The sequence below is a fragment of the Streptomyces yamdrokensis genome (assembly GCF_053890455.1).
Genome location: NZ_CM132679.1, coordinates 6414409 through 6430950 on the forward strand (window position 1 = coordinate 6414409; position 16542 = coordinate 6430950).

Genomic DNA, 16542 nt, shown 5'->3' on the forward strand with positions numbered 1-16542 from the left:
CGCGTTCGACGACTACCGCTGGTCCGGTAATCGGCGGAATGTTCCGTTCCGCTTGGCGCCGCGGCGGGCAGACTGAATCCGGCAGTGCCCGTGCGAACACGGGGCAGGATGGTTTCCGCAGGGCCCGGCTCGGCCCACGGGGAGAAGAGGGCCCATGGCCCTTTGACGAGAAGGGGCGCCTGGTGTTCACAAGCGTACTGATGATCGAGAAGGCCCTGACGTCCGCCGACGTGGAGTTCGTCACCACCTTGCACGGCGACGAGGCGGTCACTTTCCAGGTGCTGCTCCAGCCGCGCGGGGAGCAGGCCGACCGGCTGCTCCGGGCCATCGACGACGTGGCCCTCGGCGAGCTCGACGACGCCGTCCGCGAGGGGGAGACCCCCGAGGGGGAGGAGGCCAAGACCATGGGGGAGCGGGCCCTGGAGGTCTCCCTGCGGGCCCTGCGCGCCGCGGGTCACGAGGCCGGGGGCCGGCTGATCGGGGACCACCCCCTGGACGCGCTGAGAACGATGGTCCGGGAGGCGGGGGCGGACGAGGTGATCGTGCTCACCGACCCGCACTACGTGGAGGAGTTCTTCCACCGGGACTGGGCCTCCCGGGCCCGGCACAAGGTGGGGGTGCCGGTGCTGAAACTGTTCTCGCACAGCAAGGCATAGGCTGGGGCGACGCCTTCCCACGAGGGCGCGAAGACACTCGTCACCACTGGGGAGAGACACGCATGGCACCCGGCCTTCCTACCGCCATGGACCGACCGCACTTCATCGGCATCGGCGGCGCCGGGATGTCGGGCATCGCGAAGATCCTCGCGCAGCGCGGCGCCGAGGTGGCCGGAAGCGACGCCAAGGAGTCCGCCACCGCCGAGGCGCTGCGCGCGCTGGGTGCCACCGTGCACATCGGGCACGCCGCCGGGCACCTGGCCGACGACGCGAGCTGCGTGGTCGTGTCGTCGGCGATCCGCGAGGACAACCCGGAGCTGGTCCGCGCGGCCGAACTGGGTGTGCCCGTGGTCCACCGCTCCGACGCGCTGGCCGCCCTCATGGACGGCCTGCGCCCGATCGCGGTGGCCGGCACCCACGGCAAGACCACGACCACCTCGATGCTGGCCGTCTCCCTGACCGAGCTGGGCCGCCGGCCGTCGTACGCCATCGGCGGCGACCTGGACGTGCCCGGTTCCAACGCGCTGCACGGCGACGGCGAGATCTTCGTCGCCGAGGCGGACGAGTCGGACCGCAGCTTCCACAAGTACGCGCCCGAGGTCGCGATCATCCTCAACGTGGAGCTGGACCACCACGCCAACTACGCGTCCATGGAGGAGATCCACGAGTCCTTCGAGACGTTCGTCGGCCGGATCGTGCCCGGCGGCACGCTGGTGATCTCGTCGGACCACGAGGGCGCGCGGGAGCTGACCCGGCGGCTGGACGGCTCGGTCCGGACCGTGACGTACGGCGAGGCGGCGGACGCCGACGTGCGGGTGACGTCGGTCGTACCGCAGGGACTGAAGAGCGAGGTGACCGTCGAGTTCGAGGGCATCCCGCTCACCTTCACGGTGTCCGTCCCGGGCCGCCACTACGCGCACAACGCGGTGGCCGCGCTCGCCGCGGGCGTCGCGCTCGGCATCCCGGCCGCCGAACTGGCCCCGGCGCTGGCCGCGTACACCGGGGTGAACCGGCGCCTGCAGCTCAAGGGCGAGGCGGCGGGCGTCCAGGTCATCGACTCCTACGCGCACCACCCGACCGAGATGACCGCCGACCTGGAGGCGATGCGCGCCGCCGCGGGTGACGCCCGCATCCTGGTCGTCTTCCAGCCCCACCTCTTCTCCCGCACCCGGGAGCTGGGCAAGGAGATGGGCCGGGCCCTGGCACTGGCCGACTCCTCGGTCGTCCTCGACATCTATCCGGCCCGCGAGGACCCGATCCCCGGCGTCACGAGCGAGCTGATCATCGACGCGGCGCGGGTGGCGGGCGCGGACGTGACGCCGGTGCGCGACAGGACAAAGATCCCGGAGGCCCTCGCGGGAATGGCGAAGCCCGGTGATCTGGTTCTCACCATGGGAGCGGGCGACGTCACCGACCTCGGCCCGTTGATCCTGGACCGTCTGTCGAAGTGAGAACGTCGAAGCGGGAACGCCGACGTAGGAGTGGAAGGGCTGGAGACTCATGTCGTACGACGTGGAGAAGCCGGACGAGCAGTGGCGCGCGGAGCTGTCGCCGTCCGAGTACGCCGTTCTGCGCCAGGCGGCCACGGAGCCGGCCTTCACCGGTGAGTACACCGACACCAAGACCGAGGGTGTCTACTCGTGCCGCGCCTGCGGTGCCGAACTGTTCACCTCGGGGACCAAGTTCGAGTCGCACTGCGGCTGGCCCTCGTTCTACGACCCGCGGGACTCCGACGCGGTCGAACTGGTCGAGGACCGGTCGCACGGCATGGCGCGCACCGAGGTGCGCTGCTCCCGCTGCGGCTCGCATCTCGGGCACGTGTTCGAGGGGGAGGGGTATGCGACGCCCACGGACCAGAGGTACTGCATCAACAGCATCTCGCTGAAGCTGCGGCCCGCCGGGAGCTGATCCGCACACGGCACATCGCACCGACGCGAAGGGGCCGCCGGGGATACCCGGCGGCCCCTTCGCGGTTCCCGGGAGCCCCGCCCTACCGTCCGGTGCGCAGCAGATGGTTGAGGAGCAGGGCGAGGACCGCCTGACCGGCGAGCCAGGCGCGCGGGGCGGGCAGCAGGGCACCGGCGGGGAGCAGCCAGAACACGAACGGCAGCCAGATGCGTTCCGTCTCCGCCTTGCTCATCCCGGACAGGTCGGCGATCAGCAGCGCGAGCAGCGCCGACAGCACCAGCAGGACGAGGCGGCGGACCGGGCCGCCGGTGAGCGGGGCGGGCCGCCGCCGGGCCGCCAGGGCACTCCCGCACCGGCGCAGTCCGGCCACCGTCGCGGGGCCTGCGACCAGCACCGTGCAGGCGAGGTTCGCCCAGATCCAGTACCCGTAGGGCCGGACTCCGCCCGACCCCTGGTGGTAGCGGGTCACCAGCAGCCGGTACGCCTCCCACCAGTCGAAGCCCAGTACGGCGAACACCACCGGTACGACCAGGAACCCGCCGACCAGCGGAAGCAGCAGCCGGGACAGGAGCCGGGGCAGCCGATGCCACCCGCCCGGCAGCAGCACCGCCGCTCCGATCACCGCGAACAGCGTCAGCCCGTACGACAGGTACACGGTCAGTCCGAACAGCAGCCCCGATCCCAGGCCCGTCCAGGCCGGCCGGTGCCCCGTCACGGCGAGGGCGAGCAGGGCGACGGCCCAGGCGGCGACGGCGGTGAAGTAGCCGGGAACACGGACGTCGGCGGCCGGCCGCCCCGGACGCGCGCGCGTGGTGCGAGGCTGGCCGCATGGAGCAGCAGCAATCACCCGCGGAGGCCGGCGCCCGGGTCCTCGTCGTCGACGACGACCCCACCGTCGCCGAGATCGTCACGGGCTATCTGGACCGCGCCGGATACGTCGTCGACCGGGCCGGCGACGGCCCCGACGCGCTCGCCAGGGCGGCGGACCACTGGCCGGACCTCGTCGTGCTCGACCTGATGCTGCCCGGCATGGACGGCCTGGAGGTGTGCCGCCGGATGCGCGGCCAAGGACCCGTGCCGGTCATCATGCTCACCGCGCGCGGCGACGAGGACGACCGCATCCTCGGCCTGGAGGTCGGCGCCGACGACTACGTGACCAAGCCCTTCAGCCCCCGCGAACTGGTGCTGCGCGTCGAGTCCGTACTGCGTCGCGCCCGCCCCGCCGCCTCCCCCGCGCCCGGTGTCCTGCGCGCCGCCGGACTCCGGGTCGACCCCGCCGCCCGCCGCACCACCAAGCACGGCACCGAACTGGCTTTGACCATCCGCGAGTTCGACCTCCTCGCGTTCCTGCTGCGCAACCCCGGGCGGGCCTACGCGCGGGAGGAGCTGATGCGTGAGGTGTGGGGCTGGGACTTCGGCGACCTGTCCACCGTCACCGTGCACGTACGGCGGCTGCGCGGCAAGGTCGAGGACGATCCGGCACGGCCCCGCCTCATCCAGACGGTGTGGGGCGTCGGCTACCGCTTCGACCCCGCGAGCGGGGAGGACTGAGCGTGCGCGACATGCTGCTCATCGCCCTGTTCGCCTTCCTCGGCGCCACCGCGGCCGGGGCGCTCGGCGCGTGCGTCCTGCTGCTGATCCGGCGGCGGACGCTCACCGCGCATCTCGCGGTGGTCGTGGCCGTCGCGGTCACCGCGATGCTCGCGGGCACGCTGGCCGTCGCACAGGCGATGTTCCTCTCGGCGCACGACCTGACCGTGGTGACGACCGTCGTCGCGATGGCCGCCGTGGTCTCCATGGCGACCGCGCTGCTGCTCGGCCGCTGGGTCGTCGCCCGCAGCCGGGACCTGGCGCTCGCCGCCCGTTCCTTCGGCGACGGCGGGGACTTCGCCGCTCCCGACGGTCCGGCCACCGCCGAACTCGCCGCGCTCGGCAGAGAACTGCAGGCCACCAGCGACAAGCTCGCCGAGTCCCGCAACCGCGAGCGCGCACTGGAGTCCTCCCGGAGGGAACTCGTCGCCTGGATCTCCCACGACCTGCGCACCCCGCTCGCCGGCCTCCGCGCGATGGCCGAGGCCCTGGAGGACGGCGTCGCCGCCGAACCCGACCGCTACCTCCGCCAGATCCGCACCGAGGTGGAACGCCTCAACGGCATGGTCGGCGACCTCTTCGAGCTCTCCCGCATCCACGCGGGCACCCTCACCCTGTCCCTCTCCCGGATGTCCCTGTACGACCTGGTCGGCGACGCCCTCGCCGGCGCGGACCCGCTCGCCCGCGAGCACGGGGTACGGCTCGTCGGCGGCCGGGTGGAGCCGGTGCCCGTGGAGGTGGACGGCCGGGAGATGAGCCGTGTCCTGGGCAACCTGCTGGTCAACGCGATCCGCCGGACCCCGGCCGACGGCACCGTCGCCGTCGCGGCCGAACGCCTTGCCGACGACGTGGTCCTCTCCGTGACGGACGGCTGCGGCGGCATCCCCGACGAGGACCTGCCCCGCGTCTTCGACACCGGCTGGCGCGGCACCCACGCCCGCACCCCGCCCGCCGGCGCGGGCCTCGGCCTCGCCATCGTCCGCGGCCTCGTGGAGGCCCACCGGGGCACCGCCACCGTCCGCAACGTCACCGGCGGCTGCCGCTTCGAGGTCACCCTCCCCACGGCGGAGAACCGGACCCCGCCGCCGCGAACTCGCGCATCCCGTCCTCGAAGGTGATCTCCGGTCTCCAGGACAGGCCGGTGCGCAGGCGGGTGGAGTCGGCCGTGACGTGGCGGACGTCGCCCAGACGGTACTCGCCCGTGACGACCGGTTCTGGGCCGCCGTACGCCGAGGCCAGGGCGTGGGCCATCTCGCCGACCGTGTGGGGTGTGCCGCTGCCCGTGTTGTACGCGGTGAGCACGCCCCGCGCCGTATCGGCCTCCAGCGCCGCGGCATTGGCCGCCGCCACGTCCCGTACGTGCACGAAGTCCCGGCGCTGGCGGCCGTCCTCGAAGACGCGGGGTGCCTCGCCGCGGGCCAGCGCCGAGCGGAGGAAGGAGGCCACGCCCGCGTACGGGGTGTCGCGGGGCGTCCGGGGGCCGTAGACGTTGTGGTAGCGCAGCGACACCGCGGTCCCGCCCGTCGACCGGGCCCAGGCGGCGGCCAGGTGCTCCTGCGTCAGCTTGGTCGTCGCGTACACGTTGCGCGGGTCGGTGGGAGCGTCCTCGCCGACCGGGCCGGGGGAGAGGGGCGACCCGCAGGCGGGGCAGGCAGGCTCGAAGCGCCCGGCCTCGAGGTCGCCGACGGCGCGCGGGCCGGGACGCACCACCCCGTGCCGGGCACAGGAGTAGCGGCCCTCCCCGTACACCACCATCGACCCCGCCAGGACGAGGCGCCCCACCCCGGCCTCCTCCATCGCGGCCAGCAGCACCGCCGTGCCCAGGCCGTTGTGGGAGACGTACGCGGGGGCGTCGGCGAAGCCGGTGCCGAGGCCGACCACCGCCGCCTGATGGCAGACGGCGTCGACACCGGACAGGGCGTCGCGCACGGCGCCGGCGTCGCGCACGTCCGCCGCCGGATCGGTGTGGACGTCGTACACCACGGGCTCGTGCCCGCGCGCCCGCAGCACCTCCACGACATGGGACCCGATGAACCCGGCACCGCCGGTGACCAGTACACGCATACGGTCACGCTAGGCCCGCGCCCCCGCCCGGAGGCCGCTCCACGCGCCGCATGTCACCGGCCCGTAAGACGGAGGGGCCGATGCCCGGTACGGCGTCAACGGCCGGCGGTGCCCGGCCCGTCGAGGGGGAGCCGTACGGTGAAGACCGTCGGTCCCGGCCCTCCGGCGCCCAGTTCGATCTCGCCGCCGTGCGCCCGGACCAGGGACCTGGCGACCGCGAGGCCCAGCCCGCTGCCGCCCCGGTCACGGCTGCGGGCCCTGTCGACCCGGTAGAACCGGTCGAACACCCGCTCCCGGTCCTCGGCCGGGATGCCGGGCCCGTCGTCGGCGACCCGTATCAGCGCGGCGGAGTCGGGGCCGGACACGGCCACGGACACGTCGACCCGGGTGCCGGGCGGGGTGTGCACGGCGGCGTTGGTCAGCAGGTTGTCCAGCACCTGCCGGATGTGCTGCGGATCCACCCGCAGCCTCAGCCGCCGCTGCGCGTCGTCGCCCTCTCGTGGCCGTACCCCGCACGGCCCCGCGCCGCCCGGCGGCGTCACCGTCAGGGGGCGGTCCGGGTGGCTCGCGCGGAACGCGTCGGCGGCCTGCCGGACCAGCTCCGTCAGATCCGCCTCCGTCGTCCGCTGCGGGGCCTTCGCCTCCGCCGCGTCCAGCCGGGCGAGCAGCAGCAGGTCGTCGAGGAGCACGCCCATCCGGGCCGCCTCGGCCCGCAGCCGGGCCAGATGCCGTTCCCGTTCCCCGGGCGCGTCGGCGGCCGCGTACTGGAACAGGTCCGCGTAGCCCCGTACCGACATCAGCGGGGTGCGCAACTCGTGCGAGGCGTCCGCGACGAAGCGGCGCAGCCGTTGTTCGGCCTTCGCGCGGACGGCGAGGGAGGCGTCGATGTGCTCCAGCATGCTGTTGAAGGCGGTGCGCAGCTCCGCCACCTCCGCGCCGCCGTCCCGGCCGTCGGCGCGCAGCGGCAGCCGGGACGCCGACTCGGTCAGATCGTGCGACGCGATGCCGTGCGCGGTGCGGGCCATGTCGCTCAGCGGCTTCAGCCCGCGCCGCAGCATCCGCCGCCCCGCCACCACCAGCGCCAGCAGGGCCAGCGCGAACACCACGACCTGCACGGTGATCAGCCGCTCCACGGTCTCCTCGACCCCCGCCACCGGCGCGGCGCTCACCAGCACCACCCCGGGTTCGACCTCGCAGCCCCGGAGCCGGTAGGTGCCCTCGCCGTCGATACGGGCGGTGCCCAGCAGTTCGGTGTCGGAGTGGGCCATCCTGCGCGCGAGCGCGGAGAAGGCGCGGGTGTCGCCGGGGACGTCGGCCGGCCTGCGCAGGGCGACCGAGCCACCCGAGACGTCGTACACCGCGGTGTACCAGCCGTAGTAGGGCTTGCGCCGCACCGTGCCGTGCGCGGCCGCGTCCTTGGCCTGCACGGTCTGCACCAGCTTCAGCTGCGTGCCGAGCTGATGCTCCAGATAGTCCCTCATGTACGTGGTCAGGGTCGCACCGACGACCGCGAACACGACCAGCGACAGCACCCCGATGCCCAGCGCCAGCCGGGTGCCCAGCCGCAGCCCCCGGTAGCCCGCCGACAGCCGCCGCAGCGCCCTCCGCGAGCGCCGGATCACTCGGCGGCCCGCCGGATCGCGTAGCCGAAGCCCCGCACGGTCCGGATCAGCGGCTCTCCGGTGTCGTCGAGCTTGCGGCGCAGCCTGCTGACGACCAGTTCCACGACGTTGGACCGGCCCCCGAAGCCGTACTCCCAGACGTGGTCCAGGATCTGGGCCTTGGTCAGTACCGCCGGCGAGCGGCACACGAGGTAGCGCAGCACCTCGTACTCGGTGGGGGTCAGGGACAACAGCCTGTCGCCCCGCCGTACCTCGCGCGTGTCCTCGTCCATCGTCAGGTCCGCCACCCGCAGCACCGGCCGGGCCGCGGACCTCGGGCCGCCGCCCGCGGTGCGCCGCAGCACCGTCCGCAGCCGTGCCATCAACTCCTCCACGGCGAACGGCTTGACCAGGTAGTCGTCCCCGCCCCGGGTCAGCCCCGCCACCCGGTCGGCGACCTCGTCACGCGCGGTGAGGAACACCACCGGCAGCAGCGCCCGCGAGCCGCGCAGCCGGTCCAGCACGCCGAAACCGTCGACGTCGGGCAGCATCACGTCGAGCACCACGATGTCCGGCCGGAACGCGGCGGCCCGGCGCAGCGCCTCCTCGCCGGAGTGGGCCGTGACGGCCTCCCAGCCCTCGTACCGGGCGACGGTCGCCACCAGGTCGGCTATCGGCGGATCGTCGTCCACGACGAGCAGTCGTACTTTCTCCACCCGCCCATACTGCGGCACCCGGTCCCAAAGGTGTTCCGAACAGCGGGGTTCAAGGGTGTTTCCCGTGGTGGGCGCGGGGCAGGTGGCTGCGTGGGGCAGCCCGTCCGGCGGGCGGTCGTGCCACGGACGCGGGACGCACGGGGACGCGGGCAACGCGTTCCCCGGGCGGTGTCACAGGTGCCGTCTACACTCGACCGGCGGCAGACCGCGCGGCCGTCTCGGCCAGAAGTTTCCAGCCATCCGAAGGGCATCCGGCGTCTTGATACGGATCGAATCAGTCACGAAGCGCTACCCGGACGGCACGGTGGCGGTCGACCGGCTCTCCCTGGAGATTCCCGACCGCTCCATCACCGTCCTCGTCGGACCGTCGGGCTGCGGCAAGACGACCACCCTGCGCATGATCAACCGCATGGTCGAACCCACCGAGGGAACGATCCTGCTCGACGGCGAGGACGTCCAGCGCCGGCCGGTCACCACCCTGCGCCGGTCCATGGGATACGTCATCCAGAACGCCGGACTGTTCCAGCACCGCACGATCGTCGACAACATCGCCACCGTGCCCCGCATGCTCGGCTGGGGCAAGCAGCGGGCCCGGGAGCGGGCGGCGGAGCTGATGGAGCGGGTGGGCCTCGACACCGCCATGGCCAAGCGGTACCCGTACCAGCTCTCCGGTGGCCAGCAGCAGCGCGTCGGGGTGGCGCGGGCGCTCGCCGCGGACCCGCCGGTGCTGCTGATGGACGAGCCGTTCTCGGCCGTCGACCCGGTGGTCCGCAAGGGACTCCAGGACGAACTCCTGCGGATCCAGGAGGAACTGGGCAAGACCATCGTCTTCGTCACCCACGACATCGACGAGGCGGTCAAACTCGGCACGATGGTCGCCGTCCTGCGCGAAGGCGGCCGGCTCGCCCAGTACGCGCCGCCCGCCGAGCTGCTGTCCGACCCCGCCGACGCGTTCGTCGAGGACTTCCTCGGCGCCGACCGGGGCATCCGCCGGCTCTCCTTCCTCACCACCGCCGCGCTGGAACTGGCCACCGACACCGTGATCCCGCCGGACGCCACCGCCGAGCGGATCGGCGCCGCCGACGCCGCCCACCTCCTGGTGACCGACGACGAGGGGCGCCCGCTCGGCTGGTCCGAGCCGCGCCGGCTGACCGCCGGGGGCATCCGCACCGACCAGCTCCTGCCGTACGGGCGGCCGTTCGTGCCCGGCGTGGACTCGCTGCGGGTCGCGCTCGACTGCGCCGTGCTCTCCCCGACCGGCTGGGCCGTCGCCGTGGACGACGCCGGCCGGGTGCGGGGCGTCGTCTCCCAGCAGACCATCGGCGACGCCATCCGCACCGCGCACCGGGGCGGCCGCGCCGGCGACGGGAAGGTCGCCGGATGAACGGTTTCTTCGACATCCCCAGCGACCTCCAGCACACCTGGACCGGCCTGATCGGAGTGCACCTGCGGGAGGCGCTGATCCCGGTCGCCGCCGGGCTGCTGCTCGCGCTGCCCGTCGCCCAGCTGTGCGGCCGCTTCCGCTGGCTGTACCCGCCGGTGCTCGGCCTGACGACCGTGCTGTACGCCGTCCCGTCCCTGGCGTTCTTCGTCGTCCTGATCGACTACACCGGCCAGACCGAACTCACCGTGATGATCCCGCTGGCCCTGTACAGCCTGGTGGTGCTGATCCCGGCGATCGTCGACGGCGTGCGCTCGGTACCGGACGAGACCCTGGCCGCCGCCACCGCCATGGGCTTCGGCCCCGTACGGCGCTACACCCAGGTGCAGCTGCCGATCGCCGCGCCCGCCATCATCGCCGGCCTGCGGGTCGCCACCGCGTCCAGCATCTCCCTGGTCAGCGTCGGCGCCCTGATCGGCAACCAGGGCGCCCTCGGCAACCTGCTCGCGGCCGCACAGAAGTACGACCGGCCCGAGCTCGCGGTGAACGCCGTGCTCACCATGGCCGTCCTGGCGATCCTGTGCGACGCCCTCCTGGTCCTGCTCAGGGTCCTGCTCACGCCCTGGATGCCCCGTGGCGCGCGGTCCGTTTCCGGGGCCGGGTCCGCCGTGCGTTTGGGACGGTCCGAAGAAGCCGGGGTCGAGGCCCGGTGAACATCCTCGACTTCGCCAACGCGTTCTTCAGCGACAGCGCCAACTGGCAGGGCTACGACGGCATTCCTCAGCGTTTCCTCGAGCACGTCCAGTACTCGCTGCTGGCGCTCGCCGTCGCCACCGCGATCGGCCTGCCCGTCGGCCTGCTGACCGGGCACACCGGCCGCGGCGGGAACGCGCTCGCCTTCATCGCCAACGCCGCCCGCGCCCTGCCCAGTTTCGGCCTGCTGGTGCTGGTGGTCCTGCTGATCGGCTTCGGTCTGCTGCCCGTGATGATCCCGCTGGTCGTCCTGGCCGTCCCGCCGATCCTGGTGACCACCTACGAGGCCGTCCGCACCGTGGACCCCTCCCCGGTGGACGCCGCCCGCGGCATGGGCATGTCCGAGTCGCGGATCCTCTTCCAGGTCGAGGTGCCGGTGGCGCTGCCGCTCATCCTCAGCGGGCTGCGCTCGGCGGCCATCCAGATCGTCTCGACGGCCACCATCGCCGCGTACGTCAGCCTCGGCGGCCTCGGCCGGTACATCATCGACGGGCTCTACCAGCGCGACTACGAGAAGGTGGTCGGCGGCGCCACCCTGGTGGCGGTCCTGGCGCTCGTCACGCTCACGCTGTTCTGGGCGGCGGGACGTTTCGTGGTGTCACCAGGGGTGCGCAGGCGGTAGGAGCGGGCGCCGGGGTGCCTCGTCGTGCGGTCCGACGCGTACGAGTACCAACCGTGATCCGGCCGCGCTTGACGGAGAGTGAAGCGGCTGGATTGGATCGGTGGATGACTCATACCGCCAAGAGCAGCTGGTCCAGGACGAGGCACACCGGTGCGGCGGCCGTCGCGCTCACCGCCGCGGCGGCCCTGCTCGCGGGCTGTTCGTCCGGCGACACCTCCGACAACCCCCTCGAGGAGGAGAAGGCGGAGGCAGGCACCGTCGTCGTCGGCTCCAACAACTTCGCCGAGAGCACTCTGCTCGCCGACATCTACGGCGAGGCACTCAGAGCCAAGGGCCTCAAGGTCACCTACAAACACAACATCGGCAGCCGGGAGACGACCTACGGTCTGATGAAGAACGGTTCCATCACCGTTCTGCCCGAGTACAACGGCTCCCTGCTCGCCTACCTCGACCCCGAGGCCGAGCAGGAGTCCACACAGGCCGTCAACACCGCCGTCAAGGCCAAGCTCGACGAGAAGCTGACACTGCTGGACCCGTCGCCGGCCGAGGACAAGGACTCGGTCGGCGTCAACGCCGAGACCGCGAAGAAGTACGGCCTCACCGAGTCGTCGACGCTCGCCGACCTCGAGGACATCGCGTCGAAGCTGGTGATCGGCGGTTCGCCCGAGTTCCAGACCCGGCGCCAGGGCCTGGAGGGCCTGAAATCCGTCTACGGGCTGGAGTTCAAGTCGTTCAAGGCGCTGGACGCGGGTGGCCCGCTGACCCAGGCGGCGCTCACGCAGAACGAGGTGCAGGCGGCGGACATCTTCACCACGGACCCGACGATCGTGAAGGAGGAGTTCGTCGTCCTGAAGGACCCGGAGAACCTCTTCGGATTCGCCAACGTGACCCCGCTGGTCCGCAAGGACGCCCTCTCCCAGGAGGGTGTCGACGCACTCAACGAGGTCTCCGCCAAGCTGGACACCGAGACCCTGCTCGACCTCGACGCCCAGGTCCAGCTGGACAAGAAGGACCCGCTGGACGTGGCGAAGGCCTGGCTGGAGTCGGCCGGACTGGTCTGACGAGGGGCGGGCGGCCGTTCCCGGACGCCTCGCCGGCCGAGGACTCCCCCGGGGTGACGATTCCTCCCCCGAGGGGTGGGGCGCGGTCCGCGGAGGGCCGCGCCCCACCCGCGTTCCCGGCGCGCCCCACCGCACCTCGCCCTCGCCTCATCCCGCCGGCGTGGCGGCGGCGATCAGCCGGTCCAGCAGGGCGATCAGCACGTCCCTGGACGACGTCCGGTCCCGCGCGTCGCACAGCAGCACCGGCACGCCCTCCGGGAGGGCCAGCGACTCCCGGATGTCCTCAACCGGGTAGGGGTGCTCCCCGTGGAAGCCGTTCACGGCGATGACGAACGGGATGCCCCGGCGCTCGAAGAAGTCGATCGCCGCGAAGCTGGACTCGGGCCGGCGCACATCGACCAGGACCACCGCGCCCAGCGCGCCGAGGGACAGGTCGTTCCACATGAACCAGAACCGCTGCTGGCCCGGTGTGCCGAACAGGTACAGCACGAGGTCGTCGGAGACGGTGATCCGGCCGAAGTCCAGCGCCACGGTGGTGGCACGCTTCTCCTCGATGCCGTCGAGGTCGTCGACGCCCAGGCCCGCCATGGTCAGCGGTTCCTCGGTGCGCAGCGGGGCGATCTCGCTGACCGAGCCGACCATGGTGGTCTTGCCCACGCCGAAGCCCCCGGCGATCAGAATCTTGACCGTGTCGGGTGCCGGACGCTCGGTGGGCGCCGTAGCGGTGATGTCAGAGCCGGCCAAGGCCGTCCCTCACTTTCTGCAGCAGATCCAGGTCCGGGGAGGTACGGGTGACGTGGTGCGGGGGGCGGACGGTGATCCGGCCCGCCTCCAGCAGGTCGCAGAGCATGATCACGACCACGCTCATCGGGAGGTCGAGACGCGCCGCGAGTTCCGCCACCGCGAGGGGCTCCGCGCACAGCCGCAGAATGCGCGTGTGCTCGGGCTGCGGCCGGGCGGCCGCCTCGGGCTGCGGCTCGACCGTCGTCACCGTCGTGATGAGCGTGAAGTCGGCGCGGCTGGGCCGCGTCCGGCCACCGGTCAGCGTGAACGGTCGGACGAGCCGGCCCGGGAAATCGCCTCCGCCCACCTCACGCGCCGGAGTCGGAGGAACCTGCCGTGCCCCGGGGCGCCGCGCTGAGGTGCTCGCCGATCTTCTTCACCAGCATGTTCATCTGGTACGCGACCACACCGACGTCCGCGCCCGGACCGGTGAGCACCACGAGATGGGCGCCGGGCCCGGCCGAGGTCAGGATCAGATAGCTGTTGGCCATCTCGATGAGGGCCTGGCGCACCGGGCCGCCGCGGAAGTCCATGCTGACACCCTTGCTGAGGCTCATCAGCCCGGACGCGGTGGCCGCCAGACGTTCCGCGTCGTCGCGCAGGAACCCGGTGGACTTGCTGACCACCAGCCCGTCCTCGGACAGGACCACGGCCTGGTTCACGTCGGCGACCCGCTCCACGAGTCCGGTCAGCAGCTGATCGAGCTGGGTGTGAGTGGCGGGTATGGGGCGTGTCATGACTGTGTTCCTTCTTCGGTGTTTCGGCGTTCGGCGTTCGGCAGTCGGCGTTCAGCGGTCGGCGGGTGGTGTCGGGAACTCTCCGGAGGTGGCGGGTGCCTCCGCGGGCGCCCCGGGGGACGCTGCCATGCTGTCATCGGCGGCCGGCCGCACGGAATCGCCGTCGGAGCCGTCGGAGCCGGCGGCGTCGTCACGCGCCTCGAACGTGCCGCGCTGGAAGCCGGCGAGGGAGGAGGCGGCGTGTTCCGCCGTGAAGTTCGCCGCGTCGTCCTCGACGGTCTGTGTCGCCGCATCCTCGCGGAGTTCTGCGGCCAGGCTGGTCTGCGGCACCCGGCGGGGGAGCGGGGTGAGCCCGTTCGACCGGGGTGCGGGAGCGGCGCCGGCCGGGCGGGCGGCGGTCCGCGCGGGGGCCCCGGAGCGGGACGGCAGCGGCGGCCCGTCCCAGGAGGTCCGCGTGTCCGGGGCGCCCCCGGCCTCCGGGGTGTCCGGGCCGTCCGTGGCGGATGCCCTGCCCGTGGTGCCGGTCCCGGTCGTGGCGTGTGCCGTGTCCGCCGCGCCTGCCGGGTCCGTGGAGCCGGTGGCCCCGCCGTCGAGGGCCGCCGAAGCGGCCGTGCCGTTCGCGGCACCCGCCGGGCGGCGCCCGTTCACCGCACCGTCGACGGCGAACGCGGCCTCCTGGGGGGCACGCGCGGCCTCCCGCACCACGATCGCGTGCGGCACCAGCACGATCGCCGTCGTCCCGCCGTACGGCGACGGGCGCAGGGTGACGGTGATGCCGTGCCGGTGGGCCAGCTGGGAGACCACGAACATGCCGAGCCGGAGGTCGTCGGCGAGCGCCACCACGTCGAACTGCGGAGGACTGGCCAACTGGGTGTTGATCGAGGCGTAGTCCTCCTCGGACATGCCGAGGCCCCGGTCCTCGATCTCGACGGCGAGGCCCTTGGCCACCAGAGCGGCGCGCACCCCTACGGGGCTCGGCGCCGGCGAGTACACCGTCGCGTTGTCGATCAGCTCGGCCAGCAGGTGGATGACGTCGGCCACCGCGGGCGGAGCCAGCGCGACTTCCTCGTCGGTCTGCACGTCCACCCGCTGGTACTCGGCGACTTCACCGACGGCGCTGCGCAGGATGTCGATCAGCGCGACCGGCTCACTCCACGACCGGCCGGGCCGCTCACCGCTGATGATGACGAGGTTCTCCTCGTAGCGGCGCAACTGGCTTGCAGTGGAGTCCAGTTCGTACAGGCCCTTGAGGACCTCGGGGTCGGTGTGCGTGCGTTCCAGCAGGTCGAGCTTGCTGAGCTGGAGGTTGACCAGGTTCTGGCTCTGCCGGGCGATGCCCAGGATGACCTTCTGGAAACCGAGCCGGGTGTCGGCGAGTTCGACCGCCGTGTGCACCGCGGTGCGCTGCGCCGTGTTGAACGCCTGGGCGACCTGGCCGAGTTCGTCGTGACCGTAGTCCAGGGGCGTGGTCGCCGACTCGGCGTCGACCTTCTCGCCCCGCTCCAGCCGGGCCACGACCTCGGGCAGCCGCTCCTCGGCCAGGCTGAGGGTGGCCTCCCGCAGGCCGCGCAGTCTGCGGGACAGCGAGCGGGTGATCCGCCACGACATGCCGACGCACAGCAGCAGGGCGATCAGACCGCCGGCGCTGAGGGAGGCCGCGGTCAGCAGCAGACCGCGGGCCTCGTCGGCGCTGCGGCCGAGCAGTGCGTCGGTCTGCTCCTCGATCAGGGCGGCGTACTGCGGGGTGATCCTGTCCAGCGCGGCGTCCCACTGCTTCTGGGCGTCCGGCAGGCTGATCCTCCCGCCCTCGGCCGTGGGACGGGAGTCGCGTACCGCGTCCTCGATGTCCTGCAGGGTCCGCCACTCGGGGCTCTGCAGGATCTTCTCCGCCTGTGTCTTGGTGCTGCCGCGCAGGGACGGCACGATCTGGTCCTCGACCAGCCAGCGCTGGGTGGTGACCAGCTCCGCGAAGCCGGCCCAGGACTCGTCGTCGAGCTCCCCGGACGGCCAGGCCAGGGTGAGATGCGCGTCCTCCCGGGAGAGCATCTCCGCGGCCTGCTCCAGCGATACCAGCGGCCCGGCCTGCGAGGTCAGGTCGCCGTCGTCGACCTGCGACAGCTCCTGGAAGGCGTGGATCTGGTCCTGGACGATCGAGGAGTACTGCTCGAGTGCCTGCTCGGCGGTGATGTCGCTCGGCGCGTCCACCTGGTCCCGGTAGTACTCCAGGCTGCCCACCGAACCGAGCACCGAGTACAGCGGGTCCGACACACGGTCCGGTGCCTCGGCGATCGCGTCGGCCTGTCCGACCAGCCGTGCCACCGCCGTGTCGGTCTTCTCGCGCTGCGCGTCGAGAGCGGCCCGGGAGTCCTTCGGCGAGGCCAGCCAGGCGGCGGTCAGCCGTCGCTCCTGCTGCAGGGCGAGGGTCGCGTCGGTGCCCATCGCGCCGGTGGAACGGCTCAGTTCCGTCTGGGAACGGAGCCGCAGCCCCTCCGAGAACATCTGGATCGTGGTCACACCCCACATGGCGGTGAGGGTGACGGTGGGCACCAGTGCCAGGAGGACCAGCGAGAGACGTATGGAGCCGAGACGGCGCCGGGCACCTGTCCGTGGAGACATCGTCGTCCTAGAGCGGTCGGATCATCGGAAAAGCGGGCGGAGAGCGGCGGGAGA

Annotated in this window: 16 protein-coding genes and 1 pseudogene; 9 read left to right on the plus strand and 8 right to left on the minus strand. The window is 72.5% G+C overall.

Annotated elements, in window-relative coordinates; translation table 11 throughout:
• The first annotated feature begins 182 nt into the window (after positions 1–182).
• The 3 genes from ACWZEH_RS28340 (at position 183) to msrB (ending at position 2564) form a co-directional block, all read left to right on the plus strand.
• Positions 183–656 carry an indole-3-glycerol phosphate synthase gene (locus tag ACWZEH_RS28340; protein ID WP_456193908.1) on the plus strand — a complete coding sequence of 158 codons (474 nt, stop codon included), beginning with the start codon at positions 183–185 and terminating at the stop codon, positions 654–656.
• Positions 657–718: 62 nt separating this feature from the next.
• Entirely contained in the window at positions 719–2107 is a 1389-nt protein-coding gene (murC, locus tag ACWZEH_RS28345) for a UDP-N-acetylmuramate--L-alanine ligase (RefSeq protein WP_456193909.1), read from the plus strand.
• Between the two features lie 49 nt (positions 2108–2156).
• The gene (msrB, locus tag ACWZEH_RS28350; RefSeq protein ID WP_456193910.1) at positions 2157–2564 is read left to right on the plus strand and encodes a peptide-methionine (R)-S-oxide reductase MsrB; all 408 of its coding nucleotides are present in this window, start codon (positions 2157–2159) and stop codon (positions 2562–2564) included.
• 82 nt (positions 2565–2646) lie between these two features.
• On the opposite strand, the pseudogene ACWZEH_RS28355 reads toward msrB, so the two are convergent.
• Positions 2647–3330: pseudogene (locus tag ACWZEH_RS28355) on the minus strand (hypothetical protein); the annotation flags it as partial.
• 62 nt (positions 3331–3392) lie between these two features.
• Here ACWZEH_RS28355 and ACWZEH_RS28360 point away from each other — a divergent pair.
• Entirely contained in the window at positions 3393–4115 is a 723-nt protein-coding gene (locus tag ACWZEH_RS28360) for a response regulator transcription factor (RefSeq protein ID WP_456193911.1), read from the plus strand.
• 2 nt (positions 4116–4117) lie between these two features.
• Complete coding sequence (locus ACWZEH_RS28365) at positions 4118–5272, plus strand: sensor histidine kinase (protein WP_456193912.1); 1155 nt, start codon at positions 4118–4120, stop codon at positions 5270–5272.
• Here the strand turns inward: ACWZEH_RS28365 and ACWZEH_RS28370 are convergent.
• From ACWZEH_RS28370 to ACWZEH_RS28380, 3 genes are all read right to left on the minus strand, one after another.
• Positions 5205–6218 (minus strand): NAD-dependent epimerase/dehydratase family protein, encoded by a 1014-nt coding sequence (locus ACWZEH_RS28370; RefSeq protein WP_456193913.1) that lies wholly within the window; start codon positions 6216–6218, stop codon positions 5205–5207. The two genes, ACWZEH_RS28365 and ACWZEH_RS28370, sit on opposite strands and share 68 nt — an antisense overlap.
• A gap of 95 nt (positions 6219–6313) precedes the next feature.
• Complete coding sequence (locus ACWZEH_RS28375) at positions 6314–7840, minus strand: sensor histidine kinase (protein WP_456193914.1); 1527 nt, start codon at positions 7838–7840, stop codon at positions 6314–6316.
• Complete coding sequence (locus ACWZEH_RS28380; RefSeq protein ID WP_456193915.1) at positions 7837–8535, minus strand: response regulator transcription factor; 699 nt, start codon at positions 8533–8535, stop codon at positions 7837–7839. Before ACWZEH_RS28380 ends, ACWZEH_RS28375 begins: the two co-directional genes overlap by 4 nt.
• Before the next feature lie 259 nt (positions 8536–8794).
• On the opposite strand from ACWZEH_RS28380, the gene ACWZEH_RS28385 reads away from it, so the two are divergent.
• The 4 genes from ACWZEH_RS28385 (at position 8795) to ACWZEH_RS28400 (ending at position 12352) form a co-directional block, all read left to right on the plus strand.
• Complete coding sequence (locus ACWZEH_RS28385) at positions 8795–9919, plus strand: ABC transporter ATP-binding protein (protein WP_456193916.1); 1125 nt, start codon at positions 8795–8797, stop codon at positions 9917–9919.
• Positions 9916–10629: an ABC transporter permease gene (locus tag ACWZEH_RS28390; RefSeq protein ID WP_456193917.1), complete on the plus strand. Its 714-nt coding sequence runs from the start codon at positions 9916–9918 to the stop codon at positions 10627–10629. Before ACWZEH_RS28385 ends, ACWZEH_RS28390 begins: the two co-directional genes overlap by 4 nt.
• The gene (locus ACWZEH_RS28395; protein WP_456193918.1) at positions 10626–11291 is read left to right on the plus strand and encodes an ABC transporter permease; all 666 of its coding nucleotides are present in this window, start codon (positions 10626–10628) and stop codon (positions 11289–11291) included. Before ACWZEH_RS28390 ends, ACWZEH_RS28395 begins: the two co-directional genes overlap by 4 nt.
• A 104-nt stretch (positions 11292–11395) precedes the next feature.
• Complete coding sequence (locus ACWZEH_RS28400) at positions 11396–12352, plus strand: ABC transporter substrate-binding protein (RefSeq protein ID WP_456193919.1); 957 nt, start codon at positions 11396–11398, stop codon at positions 12350–12352.
• 147 nt (positions 12353–12499) lie between these two features.
• On the opposite strand, the gene ACWZEH_RS28405 is transcribed toward ACWZEH_RS28400, so the two are convergent.
• Genes ACWZEH_RS28405 through ACWZEH_RS28420 form a run of 4 tightly spaced genes read right to left on the minus strand, consistent with a single transcriptional unit; the run spans position 12500 to position 16488 of the window.
• The gene (locus ACWZEH_RS28405; RefSeq protein ID WP_266074929.1) at positions 12500–13096 is read right to left on the minus strand and encodes a GTP-binding protein; all 597 of its coding nucleotides are present in this window, start codon (positions 13094–13096) and stop codon (positions 12500–12502) included.
• A complete protein-coding gene (locus tag ACWZEH_RS28410) occupies positions 13083–13442 on the minus strand; it encodes a DUF742 domain-containing protein (protein ID WP_456193920.1) in 360 nt (119 codons plus the stop codon). The genes ACWZEH_RS28405 and ACWZEH_RS28410 overlap by 14 nt, the downstream gene beginning before the upstream one ends.
• A gap of 1 nt (position 13443) precedes the next feature.
• Positions 13444–13872: a roadblock/LC7 domain-containing protein gene (locus ACWZEH_RS28415; protein ID WP_257853794.1), complete on the minus strand. Its 429-nt coding sequence runs from the start codon at positions 13870–13872 to the stop codon at positions 13444–13446.
• A gap of 51 nt (positions 13873–13923) precedes the next feature.
• Entirely contained in the window at positions 13924–16488 is a 2565-nt protein-coding gene (locus ACWZEH_RS28420) for a sensor histidine kinase (protein WP_456193921.1), read from the minus strand.
• Between the last annotated feature and the right edge of the window lie 54 nt (positions 16489–16542).

Excerpts from the sequence above, each read along its gene's own strand:
- ACWZEH_RS28400 (WP_456193919.1), top strand. The coding sequence starts at position 11,396 with ATGACTCATACCGCCAAGAGCAGCTGGTCCAGGACGAGGCACACCGGT.
- ACWZEH_RS28370 (WP_456193913.1), bottom strand. The coding sequence starts at position 6,218 with ATGCGTGTACTGGTCACCGGCGGTGCCGGGTTCATCGGGTCCCATGTC.
- ACWZEH_RS28360 (WP_456193911.1), top strand. The coding sequence starts at position 3,393 with ATGGAGCAGCAGCAATCACCCGCGGAGGCCGGCGCCCGGGTCCTCGTC.
- ACWZEH_RS28390 (WP_456193917.1), top strand. The coding sequence starts at position 9,916 with ATGAACGGTTTCTTCGACATCCCCAGCGACCTCCAGCACACCTGGACC.
- msrB (WP_456193910.1), top strand. The coding sequence starts at position 2,157 with ATGTCGTACGACGTGGAGAAGCCGGACGAGCAGTGGCGCGCGGAGCTG.
- ACWZEH_RS28420 (WP_456193921.1), bottom strand. The coding sequence starts at position 16,488 with ATGTCTCCACGGACAGGTGCCCGGCGCCGTCTCGGCTCCATACGTCTC.
- murC (WP_456193909.1), top strand. The coding sequence starts at position 719 with ATGGCACCCGGCCTTCCTACCGCCATGGACCGACCGCACTTCATCGGC.
- ACWZEH_RS28415 (WP_257853794.1), bottom strand. The coding sequence starts at position 13,872 with ATGACACGCCCCATACCCGCCACTCACACCCAGCTCGATCAGCTGCTG.